Origin of the sequence: Bacillus sp. AF23 (genome assembly GCF_020861455.1) — a bacterium.
GTDB lineage: Bacteria > Bacillota > Bacilli > Bacillales > Bacillaceae > Bacillus > Bacillus halotolerans.
This window is the reverse complement of record NZ_JAJHVY010000005.1, coordinates 1-26,812: the sequence shown is the minus strand read 5'-3', so window position 1 is coordinate 26,812 and position 26,812 is coordinate 1. Positions and strand designations below refer to the sequence as shown.

Genomic DNA, 26,812 nt, shown 5'->3' with positions numbered 1-26,812 from the left:
CATTTTCAGATGTGATTAAAGTACACTTGCACGGCCTTGGTAGACTGCCCCTCTAGAAGCGTCAACCGTAATATCCTGGCCTTCTGTCAAAATGGATGTCGCATTTTCCAAACCAACAATAACCGGAATACCGAGGCTTAATCCGACTACTGCAGCATGGCTTGTCAAGCCGCCTTCTTCTGTAATAAGGGCAGACGCTTTTTCAAGAGACGCGATCATGTCACGGTCAGTGCTAGTTGTAACCAAAACCGCGCCGTCAGTCATTTTTTGTTCGGCTTCTTTCGCGTTTTGCGCAATGACAACCGGACCGTAAGCTGATTTGCGGCCGATACCTTGGCCTTTAGCGATGATATCGCCGACAGTATGAACTTTCATCAAATTCGTTGTTCCTGACTCACCGACAGTGCCTGCTGTAATGACGATCAGATCACCATTTTTCACAATTCCGCTGTGTAATGATTTTTGCACAGCATCTTCCAGCATCTCATCAGTTGAGCTTGCATTTTGACCGCTTTCTGCGAAAACGCCGGATACAAGAGCGAGCTTTCTGGAAACAGACTCATTTACTGTCACAGCGACAATCGGTGCCTGCGGGCGGTATTTAGCAATCATACGCGCTGTATGGCCGCTTTCAGTCGGAGTCACAATCGCAGTAGCATTCAAGTTAATGGCCGTATGTGCAACCGATTGGCCGATTGCATCAGTAATCGTCATGCCTACCTGGTCTCTGCGTTTTGAAAGAATCTCTTTGTAATTCAGCGCCTCTTCAGAACGGGATGCGATGTTGTGCATCGTTTGAACCGCTTCAACCGGATAGTTTCCGGCAGCTGTTTCACCAGAAAGCATGATCGCATCTGTGCCGTCGAAAATTGCGTTTGCGACGTCACTCGCTTCCGCACGAGTCGGACGCGGGTTGCGCTGCATGCTGTCAAGCATTTGTGTCGCTGTAATAACCGGTTTGCCCAGTGCGTTGCATTTTTTAATCAGGTCTTTTTGCACGAGCGGCACTTCTTCAGCCGGGATTTCCACACCTAAGTCTCCGCGCGCAACCATTAAGCCGTCAGACACTTCGAGAATAGAATCGATGTTGTCTACGCCCTCTTGGTTTTCAATTTTAGGGATAATTTGAATATCCTGAGCATTATGCTCCTCAAGAAGTTCACGGATTTCAAGCACGTCAGTAGAACGGCGTACAAAAGACGCAGCGATGAAATCTACGCCTTGCTCAATACCGAAAACGATATCTCTCGCGTCTTTCTCAGTAATACCAGGAAGGTTGACGCTGACACCCGGCACGTTAACGCCTTTTTTGTTTTTCAGTGTTCCGTTGTTTAGTACTTTTGTTTTGATTTCGCGTTTAGCGGCATTCACTTCAAGTACTTCAAGACCGATAAGCCCGTCATCTAAAAGAATCGTTGAGCCTTTTTCAACGTCCTCTACTAAACCTTCATACGTTACTGAAATTTTATCAGTTGTTCCAACTACCTCGTCCATTGAAACGATAAGCTCTTTGCCTGTTTCAAGCTCAATAGCACCGTTTTCCATTGTATGTGTACGGATTTCAGGGCCTTTTGTATCAAGCAGGATTCCGACGTTTTTACCGAGCTTTTTGCTCGCTTCGCGGATATTTTTAATACGTGCTCCGTGCTCCTCAAAATCTCCGTGAGAAAAATTTAAACGAGCCACATTCATTCCTGACTCCATTAATTTCGTAAGCATTTCAATACTTTCACTTGCCGGACCGATGGTACAAACAATTTTTGTTTTTCTCAATTCGTTCACTTCCTTCTGAAATCTTCAGCCTTCTGCTGCATTCTTAAATAGACAGTTCTTTTGAAAGCTGATACATGTTTTGCTCAACTGTGTGTTTTTGATCCAGTATTTCTATAATATCATGGTCTACAAGCTTATTGTTTTGTATACCTACACAGCGTCCGCCTTTTCCTTCAAGCAGCAGTTCAACTGCATATGCGCCAAGTCGGCTTGCCAGAACACGGTCAGCAGCACTTGGGGAACCGCCGCGCTGGATATGGCCTAATACAGATACCCTAGTTTCAAGATTTGTTTCTTCTTCAATGCGTTTCCCGAATTCAACACCGCTGCCTACACCTTCGGCAACGATAATAATACTGTGTTTCTTCCCGCGCTCATGGCCGCGTTTTAACCGGGCAATGATTTCGTGCATGTCGTAATCAGCCTCAGGGATCAAGATTGATTCCGCGCCGCCTGCAAGTCCGGCCCATAATGCAATATCGCCGGCGTGGCGGCCCATCACTTCGATCACATATGTACGTTCATGAGAAGTCGCTGTATCGCGGATCTTATCAATTGCGTCAATTACTGTATTTAAAGCTGTGTCGAAACCGATTGTAAAATCAGTACCCGGAATGTCATTATCAATTGTACCCGGTACACCTACACATGGAAACCCGTGCTCCGTTAATTTCTTCGCACCCATGTATGAGCCGTCTCCGCCGATAACGACAAGCCCTTCGATACCCAGCTTCTTCAAGTTTTCGATCCCTTTTTCACGGCCTTCAACCGTTTTGAATTCAGGACATCTTGCTGTATAAAGCTTTGTTCCTCCGCGATGAATAATATCACCTACAGAACCGAGCTCTAGCTTTTCAATCTTTCCGTTGATCAATCCTGAGTATCCGTTATAAATGCCGTAAACTTCAACGTCATGATAAATCGCTTTTCTGACAACTGCGCGAACTGCTGCATTCATTCCCGGGGAATCCCCGCCGCTCGTCAATACCCCTATACGTTTCATTCTCCATTCACCTCAGCAAACATATATGATTAAAACATAACATGATCATTGCCCTAAAAACAATGAAAAGGGATCTCCATCCTCCCTATGAAACCTTACCTATTATACAATTAAATAAATTGTTTTTAAATAAAATTTAAGGAATGTCACAAAAAATAAACGTGAGCCAAAGGCTTCACGTTTATTTAGTTTACCCCGATATATTGATCTTCAATCGATACTTTCCCAATTGCTTTGTATTTTTCATAGCGCTGCTGAATTAATTCTTCTTCATTCAGCTTCAGCAAAGTCTTTAACGATTGTTTAAGGGTTTCATCCATGTAGCTTGCCTGCAGCTTAATATCGTGGTGCGCTCCGCCTTTTACTTCTTTTATCATATGATCTATAATACCTAATTCTTTTAAGTCAGGCGCAGTGATTTTCATTGTTTCCGCCGCTTTTTTGGCAAGACTGGAGTCCTTCCATAAGAGTGCCGCAGCACCTTCCGGAGAAATAACAGAATAAGTAGAGTTTTCCAGCATATGCAAGTGGTTGCCCACACCTAAACCTAGAGCTCCGCCGCTTCCGCCTTCGCCGATGACGATACAAACAACAGGCACTCTAAGACCGGCCATTTCAAACAGGTTTTTGGCGATTGCTTCGCTTTGTCCTCTCTCTTCAGCTGCTCGTCCAGGGTATGCCCCCTTCGTGTCAATAAAACAGATAATCGGTCTGTTAAATTTATCAGCCTGTTTCATCAGACGAAGCGCTTTACGATAGCCCTCAGGATGAGGCATTCCAAAGTTGCGGACCAGGTTTTCCTTCGTGTCTTTTCCGCGCTGATGACCGATAACTGTCACAGGCAGGCCGTGGAACTTGGCAATACCGCCGACAATGGCTTCATCGTCTCCGTACGCTCTGTCGCCGTGACATTCAAAAAAGTCTGTAAACAGGTAATGAATATAATCAAGTGTTGTCGGACGGTCCGGCAGACGTGCGATTTGAACACGGTCCCAAGGCTTCAGATTTTTATAAATATCATCCTGAAGCTTAGCTAGACGGTCTTCAAGCCGTTCGATTTCTGCACTCAGATCCATTTCCGAATCCTGGGTGAATTTTTTTAATTCGGCGATTTTGGTTTGCAGTTCAATCACCGGTTTTTCAAATTCTAATCTTGCAGCCACTCAATGTCACCTCCTGTTTGATGCATATCCAGCAGATTCTCTAACGTTTTTTTCATGTCGTCGCGGTGAATAACCGCATCAAGCTGTCCATGTTTTAATAAGAATTCCGCCGTTTGGAAGTCCTCCGGCAGTTTTTCGCCTATTGTCTGTTCGATAATCCTTCTTCCGGCAAAACCGATCAGCGCGCCGGGCTCCGCGAAATTATAATCGCCAAGAGAAGCAAAGCTTGCCGATACCCCGCCGGTAGTCGGATGCGTCATGACTGAGATAATGAGACCCTGTTCCTCACTGAATAATTTTAAGGCAGAGCTTGTCTTTGCCATTTGCATAAGGCTTAATATGCCTTCCTGCATCCTTGCACCGCCGGAAGCAGTAAAGATAATAAACGGAACTTTATCCGCTTTTGCTTTTTCAATCGCAAGCGTGATTTTTTCGCCGACGACAGAGCCCATGCTGCCCATACGGAATGAAGAATCCATTACCGCGACAACAGCAGGAAATCCCCCGATGGTGCCCTTGCCTGTGACAACAGCCTCGTTTAAGGATGTTTTCTCGCGATCTTTTTCAAGCTTTTCCAGATATCCCGGGAAACCGAGCGGGTTTTCCGATAACATCCCCTGATTGAATTCCTCAAAGGACTGTTCATCCATCAAGCTTTCGATACGCTGTTTTGCATTCATTGGGAAATGATAATCGCAGTTCATGCATACTCGCATATTTTTATCCAACTCTTTAGTGAGCATGATTTTTTTACACTTAGGACATTTTGTCATAATGCCTTCCGGAACATCGTGCTTCGCTTGATCTGACGGTACGGAAGCATACTTTTTCTTTTTAGTGAATATATCCTTTAACAAATGATTACCTCCCTTTTGTGAAGGGTTCTCTTCACCGCATGCCATCCAGACAGATAGACTTGCTAATAACTTTACCGAAACTATTGTACTTTTTTTGTCAAACGCTGTCATCCTCAATTCGACAACTTTTTATCCGCATACGCGTGCGGACAGACTCATGATAAACCTGATAAATCGTTGAACCAGTAGGGTTGGTAACGTATTCAAAAATCATGTTAAACTCGGCTGAAATTTTTTTATGTCCTGGCCCCAAAAAAATTTCAGCCGCAAGTTTAACTTGAGAACAGCGCGCCGGTCTCCGCCAACGCGCTGCCATTTTTGGAATGAATTAAAACTATTCGCCAATAATCGTAAGTTTTCTGGTTTTTTCTGCAACTTCTTCAGGATCTACAGTAATTCTTGCCACACCTGTTTCCATCGCCGCTTTCGCCACAGCCTTAGCCACAGCAGGCGCAACACGTTTATCAAACGGTGCAGGGATGACGTACTCTGGGCTAAGCTCATCGTCTGATACTAGTGAAGCAATGGCTTCAACCGCTGCAATCTTCATTTCTTCGTTAATGTGAGTAGCGCGCACGTCAAGAGCTCCGCGGAAAATTCCCGGGAAGGCAAGCACATTGTTTACTTGGTTCGGAAAATCTGAACGGCCTGTTCCGATAACGCTCGCTCCAGCTTCACGCGCATCTTCCGGCATAATTTCCGGATTTGGATTTGCCATTGCAAAGATAATTGGATCTTTTGCCATGCTTTGAACCATTTCTTTTGTTAACGCGCCTGCTACAGAGACACCGATAAATACGTCAGCATCAACGATGACATCTTTCAGAGAACCGTCTTTGCGGTCTTGGTTTGTGAACTTCGCCACTTCGTTTTTAACATCGTTCATGCCGTTCGGGCGCCCTTCATAAATGGCCCCTTTGGAATCGCACATCACAATGTCGCGAACGCCATAATGATGAAGAAGCTTGATAATCGCAATACCAGCCGCACCCGCGCCGTTTGCGACAACTTTAATGGATGACATGGATTTTCCAGACAGTTTCAGCGCGTTTACAAGACCTGCTACGGTTACAATGGCAGTACCGTGCTGATCATCATGGAAAACCGGGATATTTGTTTCTTTTTTGAGGCGCTCTTCGATGATAAAGCAGTTTGGCGCTGCAATATCTTCTAGGTTGACGCCGCCAAATGTCGGTTCAAGTAATTTTACAGTTTCAACGATTTTATCAACATCGTTTGTGTTTAAAGCAATCGGGAACGCGTCTACGCCGGCAAAGCTTTTGAAAAGAACGGCTTTACCTTCCATAACAGGAAGTGCGGCTTCAGGGCCGATATTTCCAAGGCCGAGCACAGCTGTACCGTCTGTCACGACTGCTACCATGTTCCCCTTCATTGTATAATCATATACTTTGTTAATGTCTTCATGAATATCCTTACATGGTTCTGCTACACCCGGGGAATAAGCAAGGCTTAAATCTTTCGCATTTTTAACCTCTACTTTAGATTTAGATTCGAGCTTCCCCTGGTTCACTTTATGCAGATGTAATGCTTCTTCTCTTAATGACATTCTCCTAAACACTCCTTAATGGAATTTTTTGATTCGTATGCTGCTGCATTGATTGCTGCATTCTGCGGAGTTTATCTATCAGAATATTTAAACAGAGTAACATAATTGCTCCAATTGTATAACAAAAAGCGAATGGTTACCACTGTTTTAAAACGACGTTTTTTTGACCTAACAGCTCTTTTAAGCGGTATAACACCTGGTGATCCGCATCGATATGGAACGCCTCAGGAAGCTTTATCGTCTGTTTTTGCCTTTCATAATAGAGATAAACGCCGGTTTCCCCCTTATGCTCCAGCAAAATGCGCTTGATCTTTGTCAGGATCTCCTGACTGTGCTGACTGCTTTCTATCTTCATATAAACCGATGGCGCTTTTTCAGCATTCATATTTTCCAGCAATTCCGCTCTGGACATAATAAACTGGACTTTTTCCTGCCTGATTTCACATTTCCCTGCTGAGAACAATAAAGCGCCCTCTTTTAAAACCGGGGAAAGCTGTCTGAATTGTTCAGGGAACACAACGGCTTCCATTTCGCCGGTCTCATCACTTAACGTTAAAAACGCCATGTTTTGACCTGTTTTTGTCCGAATCGTTTTGATTTTCGACAGCAGGACACCGAGTGAAACCTGCTTTTTAACAGCCTGCTGAGCCTGCTGAATGGATACCGCTCCGCGCGCTGTCAGCTGGTTTCGAAAGGCAGAGAGCGGATGATTTGAAAAATAAATACCGAGCGTTTCTTTTTCAAATGCAAGAATATCCACAAGCGGAAGCTCCTCGGTCTCCACGTACTTCGGTTTAATGGAAAACGATTCATCTAAAAACAATCCCATTTGGTCATCATCCGCGGCGAATAGCTCGGCATGCTCTAACGCAACGTCAATCGATGCGAGCAGCGTAGCCCGGTTTTGATCGAATTCGTCCATTGCACCAGAAAATATGAGTGCTTCGAGCGTTTTGCGATTTACGCTTTTTGACGGCACGCGAAAGCAGAAATCGAAAAGATCTTCAAATGGTTTCTCTTTTCTTGCTTTATATATATCTTTGACTGCTGAGACGCCTACACTTTTTATCGCACGGAGGCTGTACCTGACAGCTCCGTCTTCAACTGTAAACGGATAGCTGCTTTTGTTCACTGACGGAGGAAGGATACGAATCCCGCTCCCCTTCGCTTCGTAAAGATATTGAGCTATTTTATCCTCATTGCCAATGACGCTTGTAAGCAATCCGCACATAAAATATAAAGGATAATGAGCCTTCAAATACGCAAGCTGGCAGCCGATCATGCTGTATGCCACCGCATGGCTTCTGTTGAAGCCATAGTTTGCGAATTTGACGATTAAATCGTAGACTTCATTTGCAGTGTCTACAGAATACTCCTTTTTTAAGCACCCTTCAACAAAATGGCTTCGCTCTCGGTCAAGAATGTCTTTCTTTTTTTTGCTGACTGCACGTCTGAGCAGGTCCGCCTCACCTAAAGAAAATCCTGCCATACGCGATGCAATCACCATAATTTGCTCCTGATAAACGATGACGCCATACGTATCTTCCAATATCCCTCTTAAATCTTCGTGAGGATAATGAACCGGCACGCGCCCGTGTTTACGGTCAATAAATAACGGAATATTTTCCATCGGACCGGGCCGGTACAGTGCGTTTACCGCGACAATATCTTCTAATCCTGAAGGCTTAAGCCTTTTCAAAACGCTTCTCATCCCTGAGGATTCAAGCTGGAAAATCCCTGTCGTATCCCCTTTTGACAGCAGAGAGAATGTTTTTTCGTCTTGATAGGAAATACTCGAAAGATCTATTTTAATATTTTTTTCTTTTTCAATCATTGAAGTGATCGACTCGATGAGTGTCAGGTTGCGCAAGCCCAAGAAATCCATTTTCAAAAGGCCCAGATCTTCGAGGTGATCCATCGCGTATTGCGTTAAATAGATCCCTTCATGTCCTTCCTGAAGCGGGACAACATCAGTTAACGGTTCCTCACTTAAGACAACGCCGGCCGCGTGGGTTGACGTATGTCTCGGAAGACCTTCTATTTTTCTGGCAATCGTAAATACTTGCTGAAGCAGACTTGACTCACTGAGTCGCTTATTCAGCTCCGCCGATTGTTTTCTCGCATCATCCAAGGTCATGCCCGGCCTTGAAGGTATGAGCTTCGCAAGCTGATCCGCTTCCTTCGGGCTTACACCGAATACCCTTCCGACGTCCCGAAGCGCCGCTTTTGCCGCCAGCGTCCCGAAGGTAATAATCTGCGCGACGTGCATTTCGCCGTATTTCTGCTGAACGTATTGAATGACCTCGTCCCTTCTCGTATCCGGAAAGTCGATATCAATATCCGGCATACTGATCCGTTCCGGGTTTAAAAACCTCTCAAACAGCAGGTGATGCTTGATCGGATCAACGTCCGTGATATAGAGGACATAAGCTACGAGCGATCCCGCCGCAGAACCCCTTCCCGGTCCTGTCACAATCCCTTTTTCATGGGCGTGCTTCATAAAATCCCATACGATCAGAAAATAATCGCTGAACTTCATCCGCTTGATGACATCAAGTTCATATTGAAGACGTCGAATATACTGTTCATCTGGTGTATCGAAGCGGCTGCGAAGCCCTGTCATACAAACATCCGTCAAATAATCATCCGCGGATGTACCGTCTGGAGTCGGAAATGACGGCAGGCGGGTCTGTCCCAGACTGACGTCAACCCAGCATTGTTCTGCAATCTCAACAGATGCTTGCAATGCCTCAGGATGCTCTTGGTATATAACACGCATTTCATCAATGGATTTCAAGTCGAGATCCGGCATCTCTTCGTTTGATGCCTCAGTGAGTTTTTCACCTGACTTTATCGCTTTCAAACAGCGATAGGCAGCCTGATCTTCTTTCCTTATATAATGAACATCGCCTGTCGCCGTGACCGGAATTCCCGTTTCTTCAGACAGCCGGAGGATTTGCTCAGATAAGAATTTATTTTCTTTAAACGGCTGAAAGGATAAATAAAAAGCACCTTTTCCGAATATAGACTGAAAATGAAGTGCGGCTTGAGCGGCCTGGTCAAACAGCCCTCCTTCAAGCAGCATTTCAATATAGCCCTTCTCGCCGGGAGTGATCGCAATAATGCCTTCGCGATAGCTGTTAAGCCATTTTGGCTTCAGGCCGTTTTTTGATTTCGATTGCAGGACGCTGCTGATTTTCAGCAGGTTTTGATAGCCTGTATTTGATTTTGCCAGCAGGACGAGCGGGAAGGCTTCGAGCTCGTCATCATCTGTGAAAACAGAAGCCGTCAAGCCGATAATCGGGTTGATCCCCCTCGCCTTGCATGCTTTATAAAATTGAATAGCTCCGTACATGACATGATCATCTGTCAGCGCCAAAGACGCATATCCGAGCCTGTCAGCTTCACTGACGAGCTCTTCCACAGCCGCGGCGCTGTTTAGCAGGCTGTACCCGCTATGCACTTGCAGGTGAACAAAAGACATGCTATCACCTCTTTCTCCATTACGATCCATTTCTTTCTTCATTATAAGTCGGGTTTTCAAAAGAAACAAATGTTCTTTTTCGAGTCGTCATCATACTTGTCCCGAATGCTCAATATGATATAAAAGGTGAGGTGATCAAGATGGATCAGGAAGCTGGTTTTATGGTAAATTTTATCAACAGTTATTTTATTGCATTAGGGGTGCTGATCGGAGGCGCACTCATCGGAGGCCTTGGAGCATATTTGGCAGGCGAAGCCCCGCTTACGGTCATTACAAAGCTTGCGAACAGATTAAAAATATGGGCGCTGGTCGCCGCTATCGGCGGTACATTCGATGCGGTATACAGCTTTGAACGGGGTATTCTTGAAGGCAATACGAGAGATTTATTCAAGCAGATTCTTCTCATTATCTCGGCCATGGGCGGTGCGCAAAGCGGCTGGCTTATTATTTCATGGCTGACGCAGGAGCATATTTCTTCATGAGAGTGCCGGAGCATTACAAGAAACCGGGATGGCAGCGTTTTTTTGCTGGTATGATGTGCGGAGCCGTGATCAGCTGGTTTTTTTTCCTGTTTACATACGGAACATTCCAGGAGGAGCAGGTTTCCCTCATCGAAAAACAAAAAGAGCACGTCAAAGACTTGAACGACCAAATTTCCATCTATCAGGAAGACCTCCACAAACTAAATGAAGACAATAAAAGAAAACTGCTTATTCAAAGCGTCGATGTCAAATTGCTGAATGGAGAAAAATATAAAATTTCGCAGCCTGATAAAACAAAATTCGAGGAGCATGTGAAGGATGATATTTCAGAGGTCATTACAAAAGATATAGAAAGCGTCTATAAAACGAAGGAGCTTTTAAAACGGACAATTGAAAATAAAGTCTATACGATCAATGAAAAAAAATATGAGGCAGCCGTCAAGGAATTAATTATTTACACAAGGCTTTCGGTAGAAATCGAAATATCATTCGCGACGTAAATATGGAATTTTTTTAAATTTTTCAAACTCCTGTCGCTTTTTCCCATTCTTTTTTATAAACTATAAATGAGGCTTAATAGCGAAAGGAGGAGGAAGGGAAATGGAGGTTTACAGTGACCGTCAGTTAGCAAAAGATCAAGCAGCCCGACTCAGACAAGGTTTTTCTGCATATGCCGAAACAAACTCACTCGCTTCCCTCATCAAAAAAGAACTTCAATCTCACAATCTCCAAGTCTACGAGGACCTTACTGAGTTCGGCTGCTGGTTCATCCCCGTCACAGATGAACACTAAGAGAGAGGGTCTCCCCTCTACTTGTGTTCTTTACATAACGTCTCCAGATCAGCTAAAATCTGTTCCGCTTTATCCCAGCTGTAAATGGAGGCGCCTGAAGCCAGAGGATGCCCTCCGCCGTTATATTTCCGGGCGAGTCCGTTAATAACAGGCCCCTTTGAACGGAATCTGACTCTGATTTGATCGTCTTCTTCTATGAAAAACACCCATGCGCGAATACCTGAGATATTTCCAAGCGTCCCGACAAGCTGCGACGCTTCAGAAGCCGTTGTGCCGAACCTTTCAAGAGTATCCTTTTTGATGAAAACAGAAGCAGCGCCATTTTCAGACAAAGACACATTTTGAAAGATATAGCCGTTAAGCTTCACCACATTCAGTTTTGTTTCATACAATTGATTAAACAGCTCTGAAGAAGAGAACGGATACTTAATAAGCTCGCCAGCATATTTTAATGTTTTTTCCGTTGTATTCGGAAATAAGAAGCGTCCGGTATCACTGACAATGCCGGCATAGATCAGCTTTGCGGCTTTTGTATTCAGCTTCCAGCCGTGCTCTTTTCCTTCTAAATACAGCTCGTAAATCATTTCACTTACTGAGCTTGCATTCGTATCGACCCACAGAAGATCGCCGTAAGGATCTTCGTTCGGATGGTGGTCGATTTTCATTAGTTTGGCGCCTGATAAATAACGCTGATCGTCGATTCTTTCCTGATTTGCCGTATCGCAGACGATCACAAGGGCGCCTTTATATGTTTCATCATCCACCTCATCGAGGGTATATAAGAAAGAGAGGGACGGTTCTGGCGTGCCGACCGCAAAAATATTTTTTTCAGGATACGTTTCACGCAGGATTTCCGTAAGTCCGCACTGAGATCCGTAGGCATCCGGGTCAGGGCGCACATGTCTATGTAAGATAATCGTGTCATATAATGATATGGTTCTGATCAATTCTGTTTTCATTTGATACTCCTTTATTGTTTTTTTTCATTAAATCACATTCTCTGCCGACGGAAAAGAAAAATAACGTCAAAACCAAGCCCGTTTTTGTATAGAATGGGTTTGTAAACTTTTACGATGGAGGATTTCATTTATGCTGGTTCTTGTTTTTTTGATTGGGCTTTCAGCCTGCTTTTATGTGTACTATAAAGTAAAAGGCGTACGGGCAAAGCAATCTTTGGAAAAAGAAATCTTTTCAGCAAAATCTAGCATGGCATTAGGATCGCTGGTGCTGTTTTACGGACTCAATCAAATGATATTATTCCATTCAGTATTAACGCTAGTAATCGGCGGCATCTTTATCGTCATCGGAGCCGGAAGCGCATGGGCAGGTTATAAAGCCTACAGCCATTACAATCCCCTTCACGCCAAAGAAGCTGAAAGAGATCACGCGTAAGGGGCGCCTGAGACGTCCCTTAGCTTCTTTCCATCAGCTGAACCATCAGCATTGCTTTAGACACGATATGGCCTTGGCTGTGCACTTCAACTTCCATTTTTCCGAACTTTCTTCCAGCCTCTAAAATGCGCGGCTTGACTTCGATGACCGACTCCATCTGCACAGGCTTCAAAAAGAAAATGGTGATGCTTTCTATCACTAGTTCGCCGCGTTTTTTCGAGCGCAAAAACCGATTGGCCGCTTGCGTCAAAATGGTCGTAAACACGCCATAAGAAATCGTCCCCAGCTGATTTGTCATTTGCGGTGTTACTTCATACTGATAAACCGTCTGATCCTGTTTATCCTCATCCTCATCTTTAAATCCTCTTGAGACGATATCATCAAGCTTTTCCCCGACTTGAGGCTGCTTTTGAATCATTTGAAGAGCTTTCAGCACGTCTTGGCGGCTGATCATGCCAATGAGCTTTTGGTGTCCGTCAGTGACGGGAAGCACTTCGATCCCTTCCCATACCATCATTTGCGCCGCTGAGGCGACAGACGTTTTTCCAATAACCGTAACCGGATTTTTTGTCATGACTTTTTCAATGGGTGCATTCCGGTCGTGACCTGCGATATCTTTCGAGGTCAAGATCCCGTGGATTTTCATTTGTTCGTCGACAACCGGGAAACGCCCATGGCCCGTTTCAAAATTTTTCTCGTACCATTTTTCAAGTTTATCCTTGGGTGAAAGATATATCGTACGGTCAGCGGGCGTTAAAATGTCCTCCACCAGAACGATTTCTTTTTTGATCAGCTGGTCATAAATCGCCCGGTTAATCATAGCGGCGACTGTAAAGGTGTCATAGCTAGTGGATAAAATCGGCAGCTCAAGCTCGTCTGCCAGCTGCACGATGCTGTCATCTGTGTTAAATCCGCCCGTTACAAGTACAGCGGCGCCTGCCTCAAGCGCCTGTCTGTGTGCATTGATTCGATTTCCGACAATCAAAAGATTCCCGGCTGCCGTATACCGCATCATCGCATCCAGCTCCATTGCACCTATGACAAATTTATTTAATGTCTTATGGAGTCCGGCCCGGCCTCCGAGCACTTGTCCGTCTATGACGTTTACAACCTCTGCATAGGTAAGCTTTTCGATATTTTCTTTTTTCTTTTGTTCAATTCTGATTGTTCCGACACGTTCAATCGTACTGACAAAGCCTTTATTCTCTGCTTCCTTGATTGCTCTGTACGCCGTGCCTTCACTTACTTTCATTTCCTTTGCGATTCTCCGCACAGAAATTTTTTCACCGACAGGCAGCGAATCAATATATGTTAAAATTTGTTCATGCTTAGTTGCCAAACCTTTCACCTCTAAGGGACAGTCTTCTGCTTTTATTATAAGGGCTCGGATGATTGATTCGCAATGAGGCAGGAAAATAAAAAGCATCTCCTGATTTTCAGGAGATGCTTTCAGTGTTTAAAGCTCAATCGTTTCACCTACGGCCATGACTTTTCCGACTCCGCCCGGCAGGCTGTCTGCAAATGCTTCCGGGTCTTGCTCGATGACCGGGAATGTATTGTAATGAACCGGAACGACTTGTTTTGCCCGCAGCCATTCTGCAGCTAGCTTGGCATCTTCAGGCCCCATCGTAAAGTTGTCACCGATCGGCAGGAAGGCAAGATCAATATGGTTCAGCTCCCCGATCAGCTTCATGTCAGAGAAAAGAGCCGTATCACCGGCGTGGAAGATTGTTTTGCCTTCGACAGTCAGCAGAATACCGGATGGCATGCCCGTGTAGGTGATCGTTTTATTTTCTTCGTCAGATATGGCAGATCCATGAAAGGCCTGTGTAAGCTTCACTTTCCCAAAATCAAACTGATGGGAGCCGCCGATGTGCATAGGGTGAACATTTAACCCTTTCCATCCCAAATATACAGCCAGCTCATTCGGTGCCACAACCAGCGCGTTATTTTGCTTTGCGATTTGCTCAGTGTCACCCACGTGGTCATTGTGGCCGTGAGTCAATAAGATAGCGTCCGCTTTTGCATCCTCCGGCTTCAAGTCGGTTAACGAATTTCCTGTCAAAAACGGGTCAAATAAAATATGGTGGTCATTCGTTTCTACTGCAACTACAGAATGTCCGTGATACGTTACTTTCATTTCCTTCACCTCGTCACTTTGTTTTTGATGTTTCATTTTCCCTCTTTAAGATGCTGAAAAACTTATGTGGATTGATTCTTGTTAATCACATTGAGGCCCCCGGTTGCTTCAATTACAGTTCCTGTTACCAGGTCTGAGTTCTCTTCGCACAAAAAGGCAATGATTCTGGCGATATCTTCACCGGTGCCGGATCTTCCTATCGGCGTTTTTTCTTTGCCGATACGCTGTCTGGCTTCCTCAATTGACGCTTCCTTCATGTCGCCGACAATGTCGCCCGGGCAAACCATATTAGCGGTTATGCCCGATTCGGCTTCTTCTATCGCAATTGTTTTTGTTAAAGAAGCCAATCCCACTTTTGCGGCGCCGAAAGCGGAGCGGTGAAGCCAGCCGGGTGCGTGTGCCGCGCCTTGAAATCCGTACGTGATGATACGCCCAAATTGCTGTTTCCTCATGACCGGAATAACTGCTTTGAATAAGTGAAAGACGGCGCTTAAATTCCCTTCCAGCATACCGTACCATTCGTCATCGGTATAATCGGCTAACTTTTTTCGTTCAAATATGTATGGCCCCGCGTTGTTAATCAAAAAGTCGATTCTCCCGAAGCGGTCCAAGGCAGCGTCTGCGATGCGCAGCAAATCTTCTTTTTTAGTGACATCACCTTTTACAAATTGCAGCCGGTCAAGGTAATCAGGACAGGCATCCTTCAGGCGGTTTACTGCCTCTTCATCCTGCCTGTAATTCACTGTTACTGAATACCCCTTTGCAAGCAATGTTTCAGTCACTTTGCGGCCTAATCCCTTCGAACCGGCAGTAATTAAAGCATGTCGCACATGAATACCTCCCAAAGCAACGTTGCCGCTTTTCAATAAAGTGTTTCTTCTTCTACTTTACTATAAAAGGCCGTCAATATCACTTTTTACACTTTGCCATACAAAAAAAGCTGCCTATAATAGACAGCTTATTCCGCAGAAGATGAAGGCTCTTGATCCGGGATATCCACATAACCGCTTTGATATGCTTCGGAAATGAGCCGTGTTGTCTCCTGGCTTTCTTGTTCATCATAAATATAGCGTTCCGGTTCTTTTTTCATCCTTCTGCCTCCCATCATTATAGAGGTAGGTTGGCTATAAAGACGGGATTTTATGAAGGAAATTTTAACAAACTCCGGCAGCCACACAAGCTTTCGCCTTTACGAGCGCCTCCTCTACCTGTTTGAAGCCCGTGCCTCCTGCGCTCATTCTTTTTTCGACCGCATGATAAGGATCCAAAACAGTGTAAATATCTTCTTCGAAGAGATCGCTCGCCTTCTGAAAATCGTCAAACGGCATGTCGCTTAAATAAATTCCTTTTTCGATGCATGTGTACACAAGCTTTCCGACCACTTCGTGCGCTTCTCTGAATGGCATTCCTTTCTTCGCTAAATAATCAGCCAGTTCCGTCGCATTTGAAAAGTCTTGTTTTGTCGCTTGCTTCATGACGTCTTTGTTAACAGTCATTGTTTGAATCATGCCTGTGAAGATTTGCAGGCTGCCTTCGACCGTTTTCACCGTGTCAAACATGCCTTCTTTGTCTTCCTGCAGGTCTTTGTTATAAGCGAGCGGAAGGCCTTTCATGATCGTAAACAGCCCCATCATGTCACCGTACACGCGTCCTGTTTTGCCGCGGATCAGCTCAGCCATATCCGGGTTTTTCTTCTGCGGCATCATGCTGCTTCCCGTTGCGTACGTATCGTCTAGCTCAATGAATTTAAACTCCTGCGAGCACCACAGAATGATTTCTTCAGAGAAACGGGAAAGGTGCATCATCAGCATGCTGCTGTTGCTTAAAAATTCCAGAATGAAGTCTCTGTCGCTGACGCCGTCGAGGCTGTTTTCATAAATGGAATCAAAGCCGAGCAGCTCTGCTGAATACTCACGATCGATCGGGAAGGTGGTACCCGCGAGCGCTCCGCAGCCGAGCGGAGATTTGTTGATCCGCTTCATTGAATCCTGAAAACGTTCCTTGTCGCGCTCCAGCATCCAGAAATACGCAAGCAGATGGTGCGCGAATGAAATCGGCTGGGCGCGCTGAAGATGAGTATAGCCCGGCAGAATGGTTTCAACATTTGCTTCTGCCTTATCAATGAGCGCGCCTTGAAATGCCTCTATCAGCTCGATAATGTGAGTGACATGGTTTTTCAAGTACAAATGCATGTCAGTTGCCACCTGGTCATTCCGGCTTCTTCCGGTATGCAGCTTGCCGCCGAGAGGGCCGATTTCGTCAATGAGCATTTTCTCAATGTTCAAATGAATATCTTCATAATCAACTGAGAATTCTAATGCACCGTCTTCTGCTTTTTGCAAAAGGGCATTCAGTCCCTCACGGATTTTCAGCTCTTCTTCTTCTGTCAGGATACCGCATTTTTTCAGCATGGCAGCATGTGCGAGAGACCCTGTAATGTCTTCAGTCACTAAATGTTGGTCAAATGATATGGACGCGCCGAATTCGTCGACCCATTTTTCCGGTGTTTTTTGGAATCGGCCTCCCCAAAGCTTCTTCATGCTTTAATCTGCTCCTTCTTTTTCACGATGCTGTTCACTTTTGTCGGAAGTCCCCAAAGCTCGATAAATCCGATTGCCGCATGGTGGTCAAACGCATCGTCTTTTGTATATGTTGCAAGCTTTTCATCATATAGAGAGTATTCTGATTTACGCCCTTCTACAATCGCATGGCCTTTAAACAGCTTCACGCGAACGATGCCTGTAACGTGTTTTTGCGTTTCTTTTAAGAAAGCGTGCAGCGCGTCTTTTAAAGGCGAGAACCATAAGCCGTTGTAAATGATTTCTGACAGCTTTTGTTCAATGGCCGGTTTAAAGTGTGCGACCTCTTTCACTAATGTCAAATCTTCCAGTTCTTTGTGTGCTTTGATAAGCGTCATCGCACCCGGGCATTCGTATACTTCACGGGATTTAATGCCGACAAGGCGGTTTTCCACGTGGTCGATACGTCCGACACCATGCGCGCCTGCAATTTCGTTCAGTTTTAAAATTAATTCAGAAAGTGAGTAAGAGACGCCGTCAATGGATACAGGCACGCCTTGTTCAAATGCGATTTCTATCACTTCCGGCGTGTCCGGCGTTTTTTCCAGCGGCGCTGTAAGGTCGTATGCTCCTTCTGGCGGAGCAGCCCACGGATCTTCTAAAATGCCGCACTCATTTGCGCGTCCCCAAAGATTTTGATCAATGGAATATGGGCTGTCAAGATTAATCGGAATTGGAATGCCGCGGCTTGCCGCATATTCAATTTCTTCTTCACGAGACCATTGCCATTCCCGAACCGGAGCGATGACTTCAAGGTCAGGATTCAATGATTTAATTGATACCTCAAAACGCACCTGGTCATTTCCTTTCCCTGTGCATCCGTGCGCAATTGCCTGCGCCTCTTCTTTTTCTGCGATCTCGACTAATTTTTTTGCAATAAGCGGCCGAGACAATGCGGACACGAGCGGATATTTCCCTTCATACATCGTGTGAGCCTGCAAAGATAACAGCGCGTAATCCTGGGCGAATTCTTCTTTTGCATCGATCACGTAAGAATTTGTTGCGCCGACTTCAAGCGCTTTTTGCTGAACAAACGCCAGATCCTTGCCTTCGCCGACATCCAGACAGCAGGCGATGACATTATACCCTTGCTCTTGAAGCCATTTTATCGCGACGGAAGTATCGAGACCCCCTGAGTATGCTAATACGACTTTTTTCTGTTCTGCCATGATAAAAATCTCCTCTCAACCCTGTTTCTTTTGTATAAAAATAAATTATATTTAATAAAAATACATTTTGTATGTATATACTTTAACAAGTAAGTTCCTTTTTTTCAAGCCTTTTATTAAAAAAACTTCACCCATTTTTCCGGGTGAAGTTTCGTAGTATTTATTCATTTACTTGTCTTTTCTGATTTCTCTGACCACATGGGCGAGCTCCGGAATAATCAGCTTATTCATCGCCAGCTTTACCGCACCGCTGGAGCCTGGCGTTGAAAAAACGGCTGTATGTTGGATAACGCCGGCTGCGGCTCTCGACATGATCGCACTGGAGCCGATGTCTTCTGTATAACTGAGCATCCTGAATATTTCTCCAAAGCCGGGCAGCTCTTTAGAAAACAACGGCGAAATGGCTTCAATGGTGACGTCCCTCTTTGCAATACCCGTCCCGCCGTTTAAGAGGACCGCGTCCGTCTGATCATCCATGCATCCCGCTAAGACAGACCGCTGCAGGGCATCCTTTTCGTCTTTCACAATTTCATATGCAGCAATCTGATGGCCGGCTTCTTCTAAAGATGAGATCATCAGCCTGCCGCTTTTATCCGTTTCTTCCGTTCTCGTATCACTGACAGTAATCACTTTGCACCGGACAATATCGGGTGCTTCTTGTTTATGCTCTTGAACGCTCATTGGCTCACCTCTTTGTATTTTTGTCTACCTTTATGATGCTTCAACAAAAAAGCACATTCAAGTGAATGTGCTTTTTGCATTATTTAGCTAAACGAACAACGTCTCGTGCAATCATGACTTCCTCATCAGTCGGAATGATCATAACTTTTACTGGAGAATGAGGGTAGCTGATGAACGCTTCCTCACCGCGTACGTTATTAAGCGCAGGATCCCAGTATACACCCATAAATTCCAGACCGCGAAGAACGCGTTCTCTGACTTCTACGCTGTTTTCACCGATACCGGCAGTAAAGATAATCGCATCAACACCGCTCATTCTGGCAGCGTAAGAACCGATGTATTTGTGGATGCGGCTCGCGAAGACTTCAAGCGCAGTTTCCGCACGCTCATTTCCTTGTTTCGTTGCTTCAACGATGTCACGAAGATCGCTTGAGAAACCGGAGATGCCAAGCAGTCCGCTTTTTTTGTTTAATGTATTCAGTACTTCGTCAGCTGTCTGGCCTGTTTTCTCCATAATGTATGGGATCAGGGCAGGGTCGATGTTTCCAGAGCGTGTACCCATTGCAACACCGGCAAGCGGCGTGAAGCCCATAGATGTATCAATTGATTTTCCGCCTTCAACAGCTGCAATACTTGCGCCGTTACCAAGGTGGCAGGAAATCAGGCGTAAATCTTTTAACGGACGGCCGAGAAGCTCTGCCGCACGCTCAGTCACATATTTATGTGAAGTGCCGTGGAAGCCGTATTTACGAATACCGAATTTTTCATAATATTCGTATGGCAGGCTGTACAGGTAAGACTGCTCAGGCATTGTCTGGTGGAATGCCGTATCAAAAACAGCAACCGCAGGAACATTTGGAAGCACTTCTTTAAAGGCTTTAATTCCGACGATATTTGCCGGGTTGTGCAGCGGCGCCAATTCAGAAATATCTTCAATCTCCTGAATTGTTTCGTCCGTTAATAAAACGGAATCGCTGAATTTTTCTCCGCCGTGTACCACGCGGTGTCCAATTCCGTCAATTTCATTTAAATCTTTGATAATGCCGAATTCTGTCAGCTTATTAAGCAGCATTTTAACCGCTACCGCATGATCAGGTATATCAGTTACTTCTGTATTTTTTTCGCCGTTTACAGAAATCGTGAACACACTGTCGGCGATACCGATTCGTTCAACTAAGCCCTTCGTTAAAACGGTTTCTGAAGGCATTTCGAAAAGCTGAAATTTCAAAGACGAGCTTCCTGCGTTAATTGCAATAATTTTGGACATGATTGACGCTCCTTTTTACTCTGTATCAACATCTTCGTTTTTCGTACTTTTTTCCCGGGTGAATCATCATTTTCTCCCGAAAAATATCTGACTTTTCCATTTAAACATTGTCATGTCGGCTTTTCAAGTCAACTTACGTATTGATAACGCTTACAAAAAGAAGTCGTTATTTTCAGACACATTACCTATGCGCTTAACATTGATTAACGCTTACATTCTGCAGTTTCTCCTTTCGTATTTTGTGTTTTGAAACCCTATTCAATTCGTTTATCTGCCCCCAGATATTCATACAAAAAAACAGCTTAAGCTTCCTCATATGACGGACGCTCAAACTGTTTTTTCATTTCTATTTTTCCTTAGTAAACCACGCATCTATTTGCGCCATCATGTCGAGCATCGCCTTCTGGTTGGAGAAAGACGGCAGATTCGCAAGCAGAATTTGGTTCGGCGCTTTCGTCTCTTCATCTGTTTTCTGAAGCACAAGGATACTTTTGGCATGGGCTTCGTCTTTAAAAATTGATTTCGGCAGCTGCAATAATGCATTGATATGAACCTTGTCCTTGAAAAACTGCTTCAGTTTGTCGCTTTGAGAGCTTTCAAACAAATGATTCGGGATCATAAAGAACAGGTAGCCGCCCGGTTTCGTATGCTTGACGCTTTGCTCAATAAACAAATGATGAGCGAAGGAATGGCCTTCATCCGCTTTCAGTTCAAAGGCTTTTGCCCCTTCGTCATTCGGATAATAGCCAACCGGCAGATCGCATATCACTGTGTCAACCGGATCGATAAACAGCGGCTCGAGGCTGTCCTGGTGGAACAGTTCCAGTTCTTTTTTCAGAAGGTTCGCCTGGTCATAGGCGATTTTCAAGAGCACGTCATCTATCTCTATGCCATAGCTTTTCGCCGTATTTTCAGACAGCTGGTTTAACACGGTGAACAGAAGATTTCCCGTTCCGACAGCCGGATCAAGAAGCGTTAACTCCTTTTTTCCCGCCATAAACTTATTTACCAGATAACTGATAAAAAGCCCAATTGTGTCCGGCGTCATTTGTCTGTTTGGATGAGATATATCCTTTAATCCCTTTAGGACGGCAAGCTGGAATGCTTTGCGCACCCACTCGTGCTCATATGTGTCAAATTCGGCTTTTTCAAGCAGTGCTTGAAGCTTTTCAGCCTTCTCATTCGGCAGCTTCAGCTGATCCGTTTTTTCAAGAAAATACATTTCTCCCGCTTCGGCAAGCGCTTCTATATATGAAATCTGCAATTCATTTTTTATGATGATCGCGGCATCATCCAGCAGCCCGTATACCGCACCTACATGATCGTTTTGCATAATGTGTTCCTCCTTGCCATGAAAAAAGCTCCGGCGGCAGCCTGGAGCTTTTTTCACCTGCTTACTTCAATAATGCCTTGGCAGCCTCAATCGGCTCTTCATAATTCGGGTGGTTCGTTGCTTCGCTTACATATTCAGCGTAAACGACTTTTCCGTTCTCATCAAGCACAAATACGGAACGCGCAAGCAGACGAAGTTCTTTTATGTATACACCGAACGCTTCGCCAAATGACATGTCTTTGTGGTCTGACAGAGTTTCCACTTTGTCAATTCCGTTTGCTCCGCACCAGCGCGCCTGTGCAAATGGAAGGTCCGCACTGATTGTGTAAATGTTGACATCTCCAAGCTTTGCAGCCTCTTCGTTAAAGCGGCGGGTTTGTGCATCGCAAACGCCTGTGTCAATTGAAGGGATAACAGAAATAATCGTTACTTTTCCTTTCATGTCAGCTAACGATTTTTCTTCAAGGCTGTTTGTCAGCACTGTGAAATCAGGAGCTTGATCCCCTACTTTCACTTCTTGTCCGACAAGCGTAACCGGACCGCCTTTGAATGTAATTTCAGCCATTATAATTCCTCCCTTTCGTATGTATGTCTCTATCATAGTAAAGTTTCTTGCAAACTGCAAAGTTTATGCCAAAAAAAAGTTAACTGCGGCCGCCGCAGTTAACCCTTCTTTAATAATTCATATTGTTCATTTGGTTTTGATTTTGGCCTTGGTTTTGATTCTTGTTATTTTTCTTAAACATTTGCTGTATGCGTTCCAGTGTTTGAGGGGCTGCGTCTAGAATTTTCTCAATCAAATGAGTATTTTCATCTAAATGAAGCATTCTGATGCCAGTCGAACCGACAATTAAAAACGCGATCGGCGTAATGGACACACCGCCTCCGCTTCCGCCTCCGAAGGGCAGTTTTTGTTCTCTTGTTTCATCGTCTTCCGATTTTTTCTCAGCCGGCTTGCCGCCAAACTCGCTGCCGCCTGCAGCGAATCCGAATCCGACTTTAGAAACGGTTAAAATCACGCTTCCATCCGGTGTTTCAACCGGATCCCCGATGATTGTGTTAACATCAATCATTTCCTTCAAGTTTTCCATTGCGGTTTTCATTAAACCTTGGATGGGATGGTCTGCCATATACGCTTCCTCCTTAAACTGATGAATCATTCTTTGAAGTCATTCGAGCTGACGGATTCTTCTTTAATACAGAAAGCTCCCGTCCGTATTTGACGAATTTGAAAGCTGCAAGCATAGCATGTCCAAAGCGAAAAAAGAATATACACTGAAAATGGGTCTTGGAAACAGGGACTTGAAACGATGGAATCACTTCATAAACAGGCTTGTTCACAAAGTCTAAATGGTCATGAAGCATAGCTGCGATAGCGCCTTTGACTCCCCATACGGCACCCGTTAACACACCTGTCACCGCTGCGTCATGAATCCCGATAACTGTGATCCATTCGAGTTTTGTGATATGCAAATGCGCCATAAAAGAGGCGCTGATTTTCCTTAACTTAGTGACATGATGCAGAAGCATTTCAATGTTATTGATGCTTTGCTGCACATCATCAAACGTAATTTTTTTCTTGCTGCTGCTTTTATTCACTTTCGATTTTGTGTTCTGTCTGATATTGACTGTTCCGTCATCTTTGTTCACCTTAATCGCCGGAATTGTTTTTTTAATCCGAACCAGGCCAAACAGCGTTGTAATCTTCAAAGTTATTTTGTCATTATCCTCAGCATGAAGATACTCCGCGGCAACATGAATTTTCATTCTGAGAAGCAGCACGATACCTATAAGAATAAGAATGGCTGACAGCACATATACCATATTCTTCACTTCCTCTAGGAAGCATTATCGCCCATTCAGCAAAAAATAAACCCGGACGGGGTCCGGGTTTATTTGTTATTTACGATATAATTTTTCGTGCACCACAGTTGTATCAGCAATGTAATCATGAATCCCCTGTTTTTTAGGAGAAAAAGCGATGACGATATATAAAATCCAAATCTTATCAATATACCGCCCGACCACTTCACGGAAAATCACAGTGCTCCATGTCAGCTTATGGCCCTGCTTGACAGAAATTACTTTGAGGCCGAACACCATTTTTCCGAGCGTTTGCCTGAAGTATTTGGTCATCAGCGCAAAATATGCCAGATAAACGAAAAGCGTTGTGATGCTGTACGCTGAGATGGTGAACATGCCGGATGTTTTCGGCAGATCCAGTAAAGTAAAGATGGGAGAAACGATTAAATGGTTTAACCCCCACACAACGAGCCAATCAAGCAGGAAAGCCCAAAAACGGACCCAAAAGCCCGCATATGCGTGTGTGAGCTGTTCCGCTTGATCCGGGCCTGCGATGTCGCTGCGCTCTAACTCTTCATATGTCGCATCCATTATTGACCCCTCCTACTTCGCATAGAGATACATCATTCTCGGCGAACCGGATTGTGAAAGAACTTCTTTCATATTCAGAAAATCAATTTCACTTTTAAACATTTTGTTCGCTCCCATGGTAAACAGAGAGCCTAATCCGAAGCTTTCCTCGTAAGAGACGACAGAAGCGTTTTTCAAGTTTTTATGATCTTTTTTCATGGCCGCAATTGTATCATCATAAAATCCGAGTTCATCCACAAGATTCAGTTTTTTCGCCTGCCGCCCGTCATACACGCGTCCGTCCGCGATTTTCTTTACTTCCGCTTTCGATATGCCGCGGCCTTCTGAAATGACATCGACAAAGCCTTCATAGGAGTTATCAACCATAGATTGCATAATATTTTTTTCTTCTTTTGTCATCTCACGGGAAGGAGACATAATATCCTTGTGAGCCCCGCTTTTAATGGTCTCAAAAGAGATGCCGAGCTTATCAGCCAGCTTTGAGTAATTCACGCTCTCCATGATAACCCCAAGAGATCCTGTCAGGGTTTCCGGTGTCGCAAAAATTTTATCGGCAGCTGTTGAGATATAATAACCTCCGGAAGCTGCCATCGATCCCATTGACACATAGATTGGTTTTTTTGTTTCTTTTTTTACTTCTTCCAGTTTTTTATGTATTTCGGCACTTTCATACACTCCGCCTCCCGGAGAGTTTACCTTGAGTACGATCCCTTTAACCGCATCATCCTCTTTTGCCTGCTCAAGATTTTTTAAGAATGTTCGGTGGTTATACCCGTCTGAACCGAGCAGACTGCTTGAATCACCATTATCCTGAATGGTGCCGCTGACCTCCAAAACGGCGATTTTGCTGGAAAGGCTTCCGTTTTCAAGCGTCACTTCCTGGGATTCATCTGTCAGTGACGTAAGGTCTGTTTGAGCACCCTTGACACTTTCAAAGAAACTCATTGAGATACTGACGATGATGGACACACCAAAAATTCCAAGGGCGATCACTAATGCAATCCATCTTTTTGCATTCATTTTTTCTCCTCCTTTTTCCCAACTCTCTCATTATACGATTCAAATAAAAAAATGTTTCATTGATGAGAAAGCTCCGGCTTAACGGGCTGCCGGCAAACGTGGTACACTTATGACCAAAGGTATTTTATCACAAATACTGGATGGCAGAAAAATTTAAATATGACAGCAAAGGGGAAATGGGATATGACCGATCATCGCCGTAATGTTTATTTTTTTCACAAACAGGACCAGGACACAAATAAACAAGTCAGCTCCTTGACACAATTGGCTGAAGAAAACGGATTTACTGTTGTCAATCAGCCTTCTGACGCCAATATTATTGCCAGTGTAGGCGGAGACGGTACATTTTTGCAGGCGGTCAGAAAGACGAATTTCCGTGACGACTGCTTATACGTCGGCATCACCAAAAAGGGGAAAGCTCATTTATACTGTGATTTTAATAGTGATGAGCATGAAAAAATGGTGGATGCGATGACGTTTGAACAAATTGAGGTCAGAAAATATCCGCTGATTGAAGTGACAGTGGATCAGACCAGTCCTTTTCATTGTTTAAACGAAGTTTCCATTCGTTCGAGCATAATTAAAACCTTTGTGATGGATGTGCTGATTGACGATCTGCACTTCGAAACGTTCAGAGGAGACGGGATGATTATTTCCACGCCTACAGGCAGCACAGCTTATAATAAGTCTGTGGCCGGAGCTGTCGTTGATCCGCTGCTTCCCTGCATGCAGGTGACGGAGCTTGCTTCGCTTAACAATAATACCTACCGCACTCTAGGCTCTCCGTTTGTCCTCAGCTCTGAACGAAAGCTGACGCTTCGTGTGGTGCAAGCCGGAAATGAACACCCGATTATCGGTTTGGACAATGAAGCACTCAGCACAAGAAACGTGAAAACGATTGAAATCAAGCTGTCTGATAAAAAAATAAAAACAGTGAAACTAAAGGACAATTCATTTTGGGAAAAAGTAAAACGGACATTTTTATAGAAAAAGAAAAGGACAGGCTATTCGCCTGTCCTCAGCTTGTAGAGAAAACGATGTTTTTTCTACAAGCTTTTTTGTTTTGTGCTGTTTCTTTGGGTTTTCAGCTGATTTCAGAAACAGAAAAAGAGCTCCCACATACCTAGCCCTGCTTGGCTAGGTATGTGGCAATCTTCTTCATGTTCTGGCATGCGGCTGTGAGGAGAACTTGTTCGCTCACATTCCGTTGTCCCCTCAACCTGCAATAGCGAAGCCCATGCAGCTGTTTTGAATCTGCAAAGCTTCGCTCTATTTTTTCTTTTCTTTTTTTGTAGAGGTTTTTTCCTGAAACAGTCAAGCGATTTTGCCTGATCTTTTCTTTGTGGTCTTCCCATACATGCCGGGTGATGACCTTTTGGCGGTTCTTTGACTTCGTGCATTGTTCAAGCAATGGGCATGCGGAACAGATTTCAGGATTTGATTTATATGATCGGTAGCCTTTTCGATTAGTTGTTGCGTATGTAAGTGTTTGGTGATGTGGACAAATGTATCTATCTTGTTCACTGTCATAATGAAATTTCCATTTTGGAAACAAGCCCTGCGTAGGGTGATAACGTCTATGTGCGATGACACCAAAGATTTGGCGGTCAGATAATCCTTTACAGATCGGAGTCGTTAAATATCCGGAATCAAGAGCGACGGCTTCTACTTGAAAACCAAATCGTGCGATTTGGTGATCTAATCGGTCAAGATAAG

The 26,812-nt window shown here is 44.5% G+C and carries 27 protein-coding genes; 5 read left to right on the top strand and 22 right to left on the bottom strand.

The genetic code is table 11. The features are described 5' to 3' along the window. Nucleotides 1-15: 15 nt before the first annotated feature. The 6 genes from pyk to dnaE form a co-directional block, all read right to left on the bottom strand. Nucleotides 16-1,773, bottom strand: a complete 1,758-nt coding sequence (gene pyk / locus LNN34_RS00925; RefSeq protein ID WP_044153869.1) for a pyruvate kinase — start codon at nucleotides 1,771-1,773, stop codon at nucleotides 16-18. A gap of 43 nt (nucleotides 1,774-1,816) precedes the next feature. Then, on the bottom strand, nucleotides 1,817-2,776 hold the full coding sequence (pfkA, locus tag LNN34_RS00920) for a 6-phosphofructokinase (protein WP_044153864.1): 960 nt from the start codon (nucleotides 2,774-2,776) through the stop codon (nucleotides 1,817-1,819). A 185-nt stretch (nucleotides 2,777-2,961) separates the two neighbouring features. Beyond that, nucleotides 2,962-3,939, bottom strand: a complete 978-nt coding sequence (gene accA / locus LNN34_RS00915) for an acetyl-CoA carboxylase carboxyl transferase subunit alpha (protein WP_024122460.1) — start codon at nucleotides 3,937-3,939, stop codon at nucleotides 2,962-2,964. Beyond that, nucleotides 3,924-4,796, bottom strand: coding sequence for an acetyl-CoA carboxylase, carboxyltransferase subunit beta (gene accD / locus LNN34_RS00910; RefSeq protein WP_044153863.1), 873 nt, complete (start codon nucleotides 4,794-4,796; stop codon nucleotides 3,924-3,926). The genes accA and accD overlap by 16 nt, the downstream gene beginning before the upstream one ends. 334 nt (nucleotides 4,797-5,130) lie before the next feature. Beyond that, nucleotides 5,131-6,363, bottom strand: a complete 1,233-nt coding sequence (gene maeB / locus LNN34_RS00905) for an NADP-dependent malic enzyme (protein WP_044153862.1) — start codon at nucleotides 6,361-6,363, stop codon at nucleotides 5,131-5,133. Between the two features lie 136 nt (nucleotides 6,364-6,499). Continuing rightward, nucleotides 6,500-9,847, bottom strand: a complete 3,348-nt coding sequence (dnaE, locus tag LNN34_RS00900) for a DNA polymerase III subunit alpha (protein ID WP_229042549.1) — start codon at nucleotides 9,845-9,847, stop codon at nucleotides 6,500-6,502. 140 nt (nucleotides 9,848-9,987) lie between these two features. Here dnaE and ytrH point away from each other — a divergent pair, with 140 nt between their 5' ends. The 3 genes from ytrH to LNN34_RS00885 all read left to right on the top strand — a co-directional run bounded on the left by ytrH (nucleotide 9,988) and on the right by LNN34_RS00885 (nucleotide 11,121). Further along, nucleotides 9,988-10,329, top strand: coding sequence for a sporulation membrane protein YtrH (ytrH, locus tag LNN34_RS00895; RefSeq protein WP_024122464.1), 342 nt, complete (start codon nucleotides 9,988-9,990; stop codon nucleotides 10,327-10,329). After that, on the top strand, nucleotides 10,326-10,829 hold the full coding sequence (gene ytrI, locus LNN34_RS00890) for a sporulation membrane protein YtrI (RefSeq protein ID WP_229042542.1): 504 nt from the start codon (nucleotides 10,326-10,328) through the stop codon (nucleotides 10,827-10,829). Before ytrH ends, ytrI begins: the two co-directional genes overlap by 4 nt. Before the next feature lie 100 nt (nucleotides 10,830-10,929). After that, nucleotides 10,930-11,121 (top strand): hypothetical protein, encoded by a 192-nt coding sequence (locus tag LNN34_RS00885; protein WP_010335284.1) that lies wholly within the window; start codon nucleotides 10,930-10,932, stop codon nucleotides 11,119-11,121. Between the two features lie 17 nt (nucleotides 11,122-11,138). Here the strand turns inward: LNN34_RS00885 and nrnA are convergent, their stop codons facing one another. Then, nucleotides 11,139-12,080, bottom strand: coding sequence for a bifunctional oligoribonuclease/PAP phosphatase NrnA (nrnA, locus tag LNN34_RS00880; protein ID WP_024122466.1), 942 nt, complete (start codon nucleotides 12,078-12,080; stop codon nucleotides 11,139-11,141). A gap of 130 nt (nucleotides 12,081-12,210) precedes the next feature. On the opposite strand from nrnA, the gene LNN34_RS00875 reads away from it, so the two are divergent. Continuing rightward, nucleotides 12,211-12,513 carry a YtpI family protein gene (locus tag LNN34_RS00875; protein WP_024122467.1) on the top strand — a complete coding sequence of 101 codons (303 nt, stop codon included), beginning with the start codon at nucleotides 12,211-12,213 and terminating at the stop codon, nucleotides 12,511-12,513. Nucleotides 12,514-12,532: 19 nt separating this feature from the next. Here LNN34_RS00875 and LNN34_RS00870 read toward each other — a convergent pair whose 3' ends face one another. The 14 genes from LNN34_RS00870 to sppA all read right to left on the bottom strand — a co-directional run bounded on the left by LNN34_RS00870 (nucleotide 12,533) and on the right by sppA (nucleotide 25,096). Further along, entirely contained in the window at nucleotides 12,533-13,852 is a 1,320-nt protein-coding gene (locus tag LNN34_RS00870; protein ID WP_044153858.1) for a CBS domain-containing protein, read from the bottom strand. Nucleotides 13,853-13,969: 117 nt separating this feature from the next. Continuing rightward, a complete protein-coding gene (locus tag LNN34_RS00865; RefSeq protein ID WP_044156693.1) occupies nucleotides 13,970-14,653 on the bottom strand; it encodes a metal-dependent hydrolase in 684 nt (227 codons plus the stop codon). A 62-nt stretch (nucleotides 14,654-14,715) separates the two neighbouring features. Further along, on the bottom strand, nucleotides 14,716-15,483 hold the full coding sequence (locus tag LNN34_RS00860; RefSeq protein ID WP_044153857.1) for an SDR family oxidoreductase: 768 nt from the start codon (nucleotides 15,481-15,483) through the stop codon (nucleotides 14,716-14,718). A gap of 128 nt (nucleotides 15,484-15,611) precedes the next feature. Then, the gene (locus LNN34_RS21900; RefSeq protein ID WP_010335290.1) at nucleotides 15,612-15,743 is read right to left on the bottom strand and encodes a hypothetical protein; all 132 of its coding nucleotides are present in this window, start codon (nucleotides 15,741-15,743) and stop codon (nucleotides 15,612-15,614) included. Between the two features lie 64 nt (nucleotides 15,744-15,807). Beyond that, nucleotides 15,808-17,193: an argininosuccinate lyase gene (gene argH / locus LNN34_RS00855; protein WP_024122484.1), complete on the bottom strand. Its 1,386-nt coding sequence runs from the start codon at nucleotides 17,191-17,193 to the stop codon at nucleotides 15,808-15,810. Continuing rightward, a complete protein-coding gene (locus tag LNN34_RS00850; protein WP_024122485.1) occupies nucleotides 17,190-18,401 on the bottom strand; it encodes an argininosuccinate synthase in 1,212 nt (403 codons plus the stop codon). Before LNN34_RS00850 ends, argH begins: the two co-directional genes overlap by 4 nt. A gap of 168 nt (nucleotides 18,402-18,569) precedes the next feature. Further along, nucleotides 18,570-19,082 (bottom strand): MogA/MoaB family molybdenum cofactor biosynthesis protein, encoded by a 513-nt coding sequence (locus LNN34_RS00845; protein WP_059352199.1) that lies wholly within the window; start codon nucleotides 19,080-19,082, stop codon nucleotides 18,570-18,572. 79 nt (nucleotides 19,083-19,161) lie between these two features. After that, a complete protein-coding gene (locus LNN34_RS00840) occupies nucleotides 19,162-20,349 on the bottom strand; it encodes an acetate kinase (RefSeq protein WP_024122488.1) in 1,188 nt (395 codons plus the stop codon). A gap of 346 nt (nucleotides 20,350-20,695) precedes the next feature. Beyond that, nucleotides 20,696-21,682 (bottom strand): class I SAM-dependent methyltransferase, encoded by a 987-nt coding sequence (locus tag LNN34_RS00835; RefSeq protein WP_044153854.1) that lies wholly within the window; start codon nucleotides 21,680-21,682, stop codon nucleotides 20,696-20,698. 61 nt (nucleotides 21,683-21,743) lie between these two features. Next, nucleotides 21,744-22,247, bottom strand: coding sequence for a thiol peroxidase (gene tpx / locus LNN34_RS00830; protein WP_024122490.1), 504 nt, complete (start codon nucleotides 22,245-22,247; stop codon nucleotides 21,744-21,746). A gap of 109 nt (nucleotides 22,248-22,356) precedes the next feature. Beyond that, nucleotides 22,357-22,812, bottom strand: coding sequence for a GerW family sporulation protein (gene ytfJ, locus LNN34_RS00825; RefSeq protein WP_024122491.1), 456 nt, complete (start codon nucleotides 22,810-22,812; stop codon nucleotides 22,357-22,359). Between the two features lie 13 nt (nucleotides 22,813-22,825). After that, the gene (locus tag LNN34_RS00820; protein ID WP_229042541.1) at nucleotides 22,826-23,506 is read right to left on the bottom strand and encodes a DUF2953 domain-containing protein; all 681 of its coding nucleotides are present in this window, start codon (nucleotides 23,504-23,506) and stop codon (nucleotides 22,826-22,828) included. A gap of 75 nt (nucleotides 23,507-23,581) precedes the next feature. After that, entirely contained in the window at nucleotides 23,582-24,076 is a 495-nt protein-coding gene (locus tag LNN34_RS00815; protein ID WP_044153850.1) for an RDD family protein, read from the bottom strand. 12 nt (nucleotides 24,077-24,088) lie between these two features. Then, the gene (gene sppA, locus LNN34_RS00810) at nucleotides 24,089-25,096 is read right to left on the bottom strand and encodes a signal peptide peptidase SppA (RefSeq protein WP_229042537.1); all 1,008 of its coding nucleotides are present in this window, start codon (nucleotides 25,094-25,096) and stop codon (nucleotides 24,089-24,091) included. A gap of 183 nt (nucleotides 25,097-25,279) precedes the next feature. On the opposite strand from sppA, the gene LNN34_RS00805 reads away from it, so the two are divergent. Beyond that, nucleotides 25,280-26,083 carry an NAD kinase gene (locus LNN34_RS00805; RefSeq protein ID WP_069487066.1) on the top strand — a complete coding sequence of 268 codons (804 nt, stop codon included), beginning with the start codon at nucleotides 25,280-25,282 and terminating at the stop codon, nucleotides 26,081-26,083. A 136-nt stretch (nucleotides 26,084-26,219) separates the two neighbouring features. On the opposite strand, the gene LNN34_RS00800 is transcribed toward LNN34_RS00805, so the two are convergent. Next, nucleotides 26,220-26,812, bottom strand: a 593-nt coding sequence (locus LNN34_RS00800) for a transposase (protein ID WP_229042535.1), incomplete at its 5' end; no start/stop codon positions are given.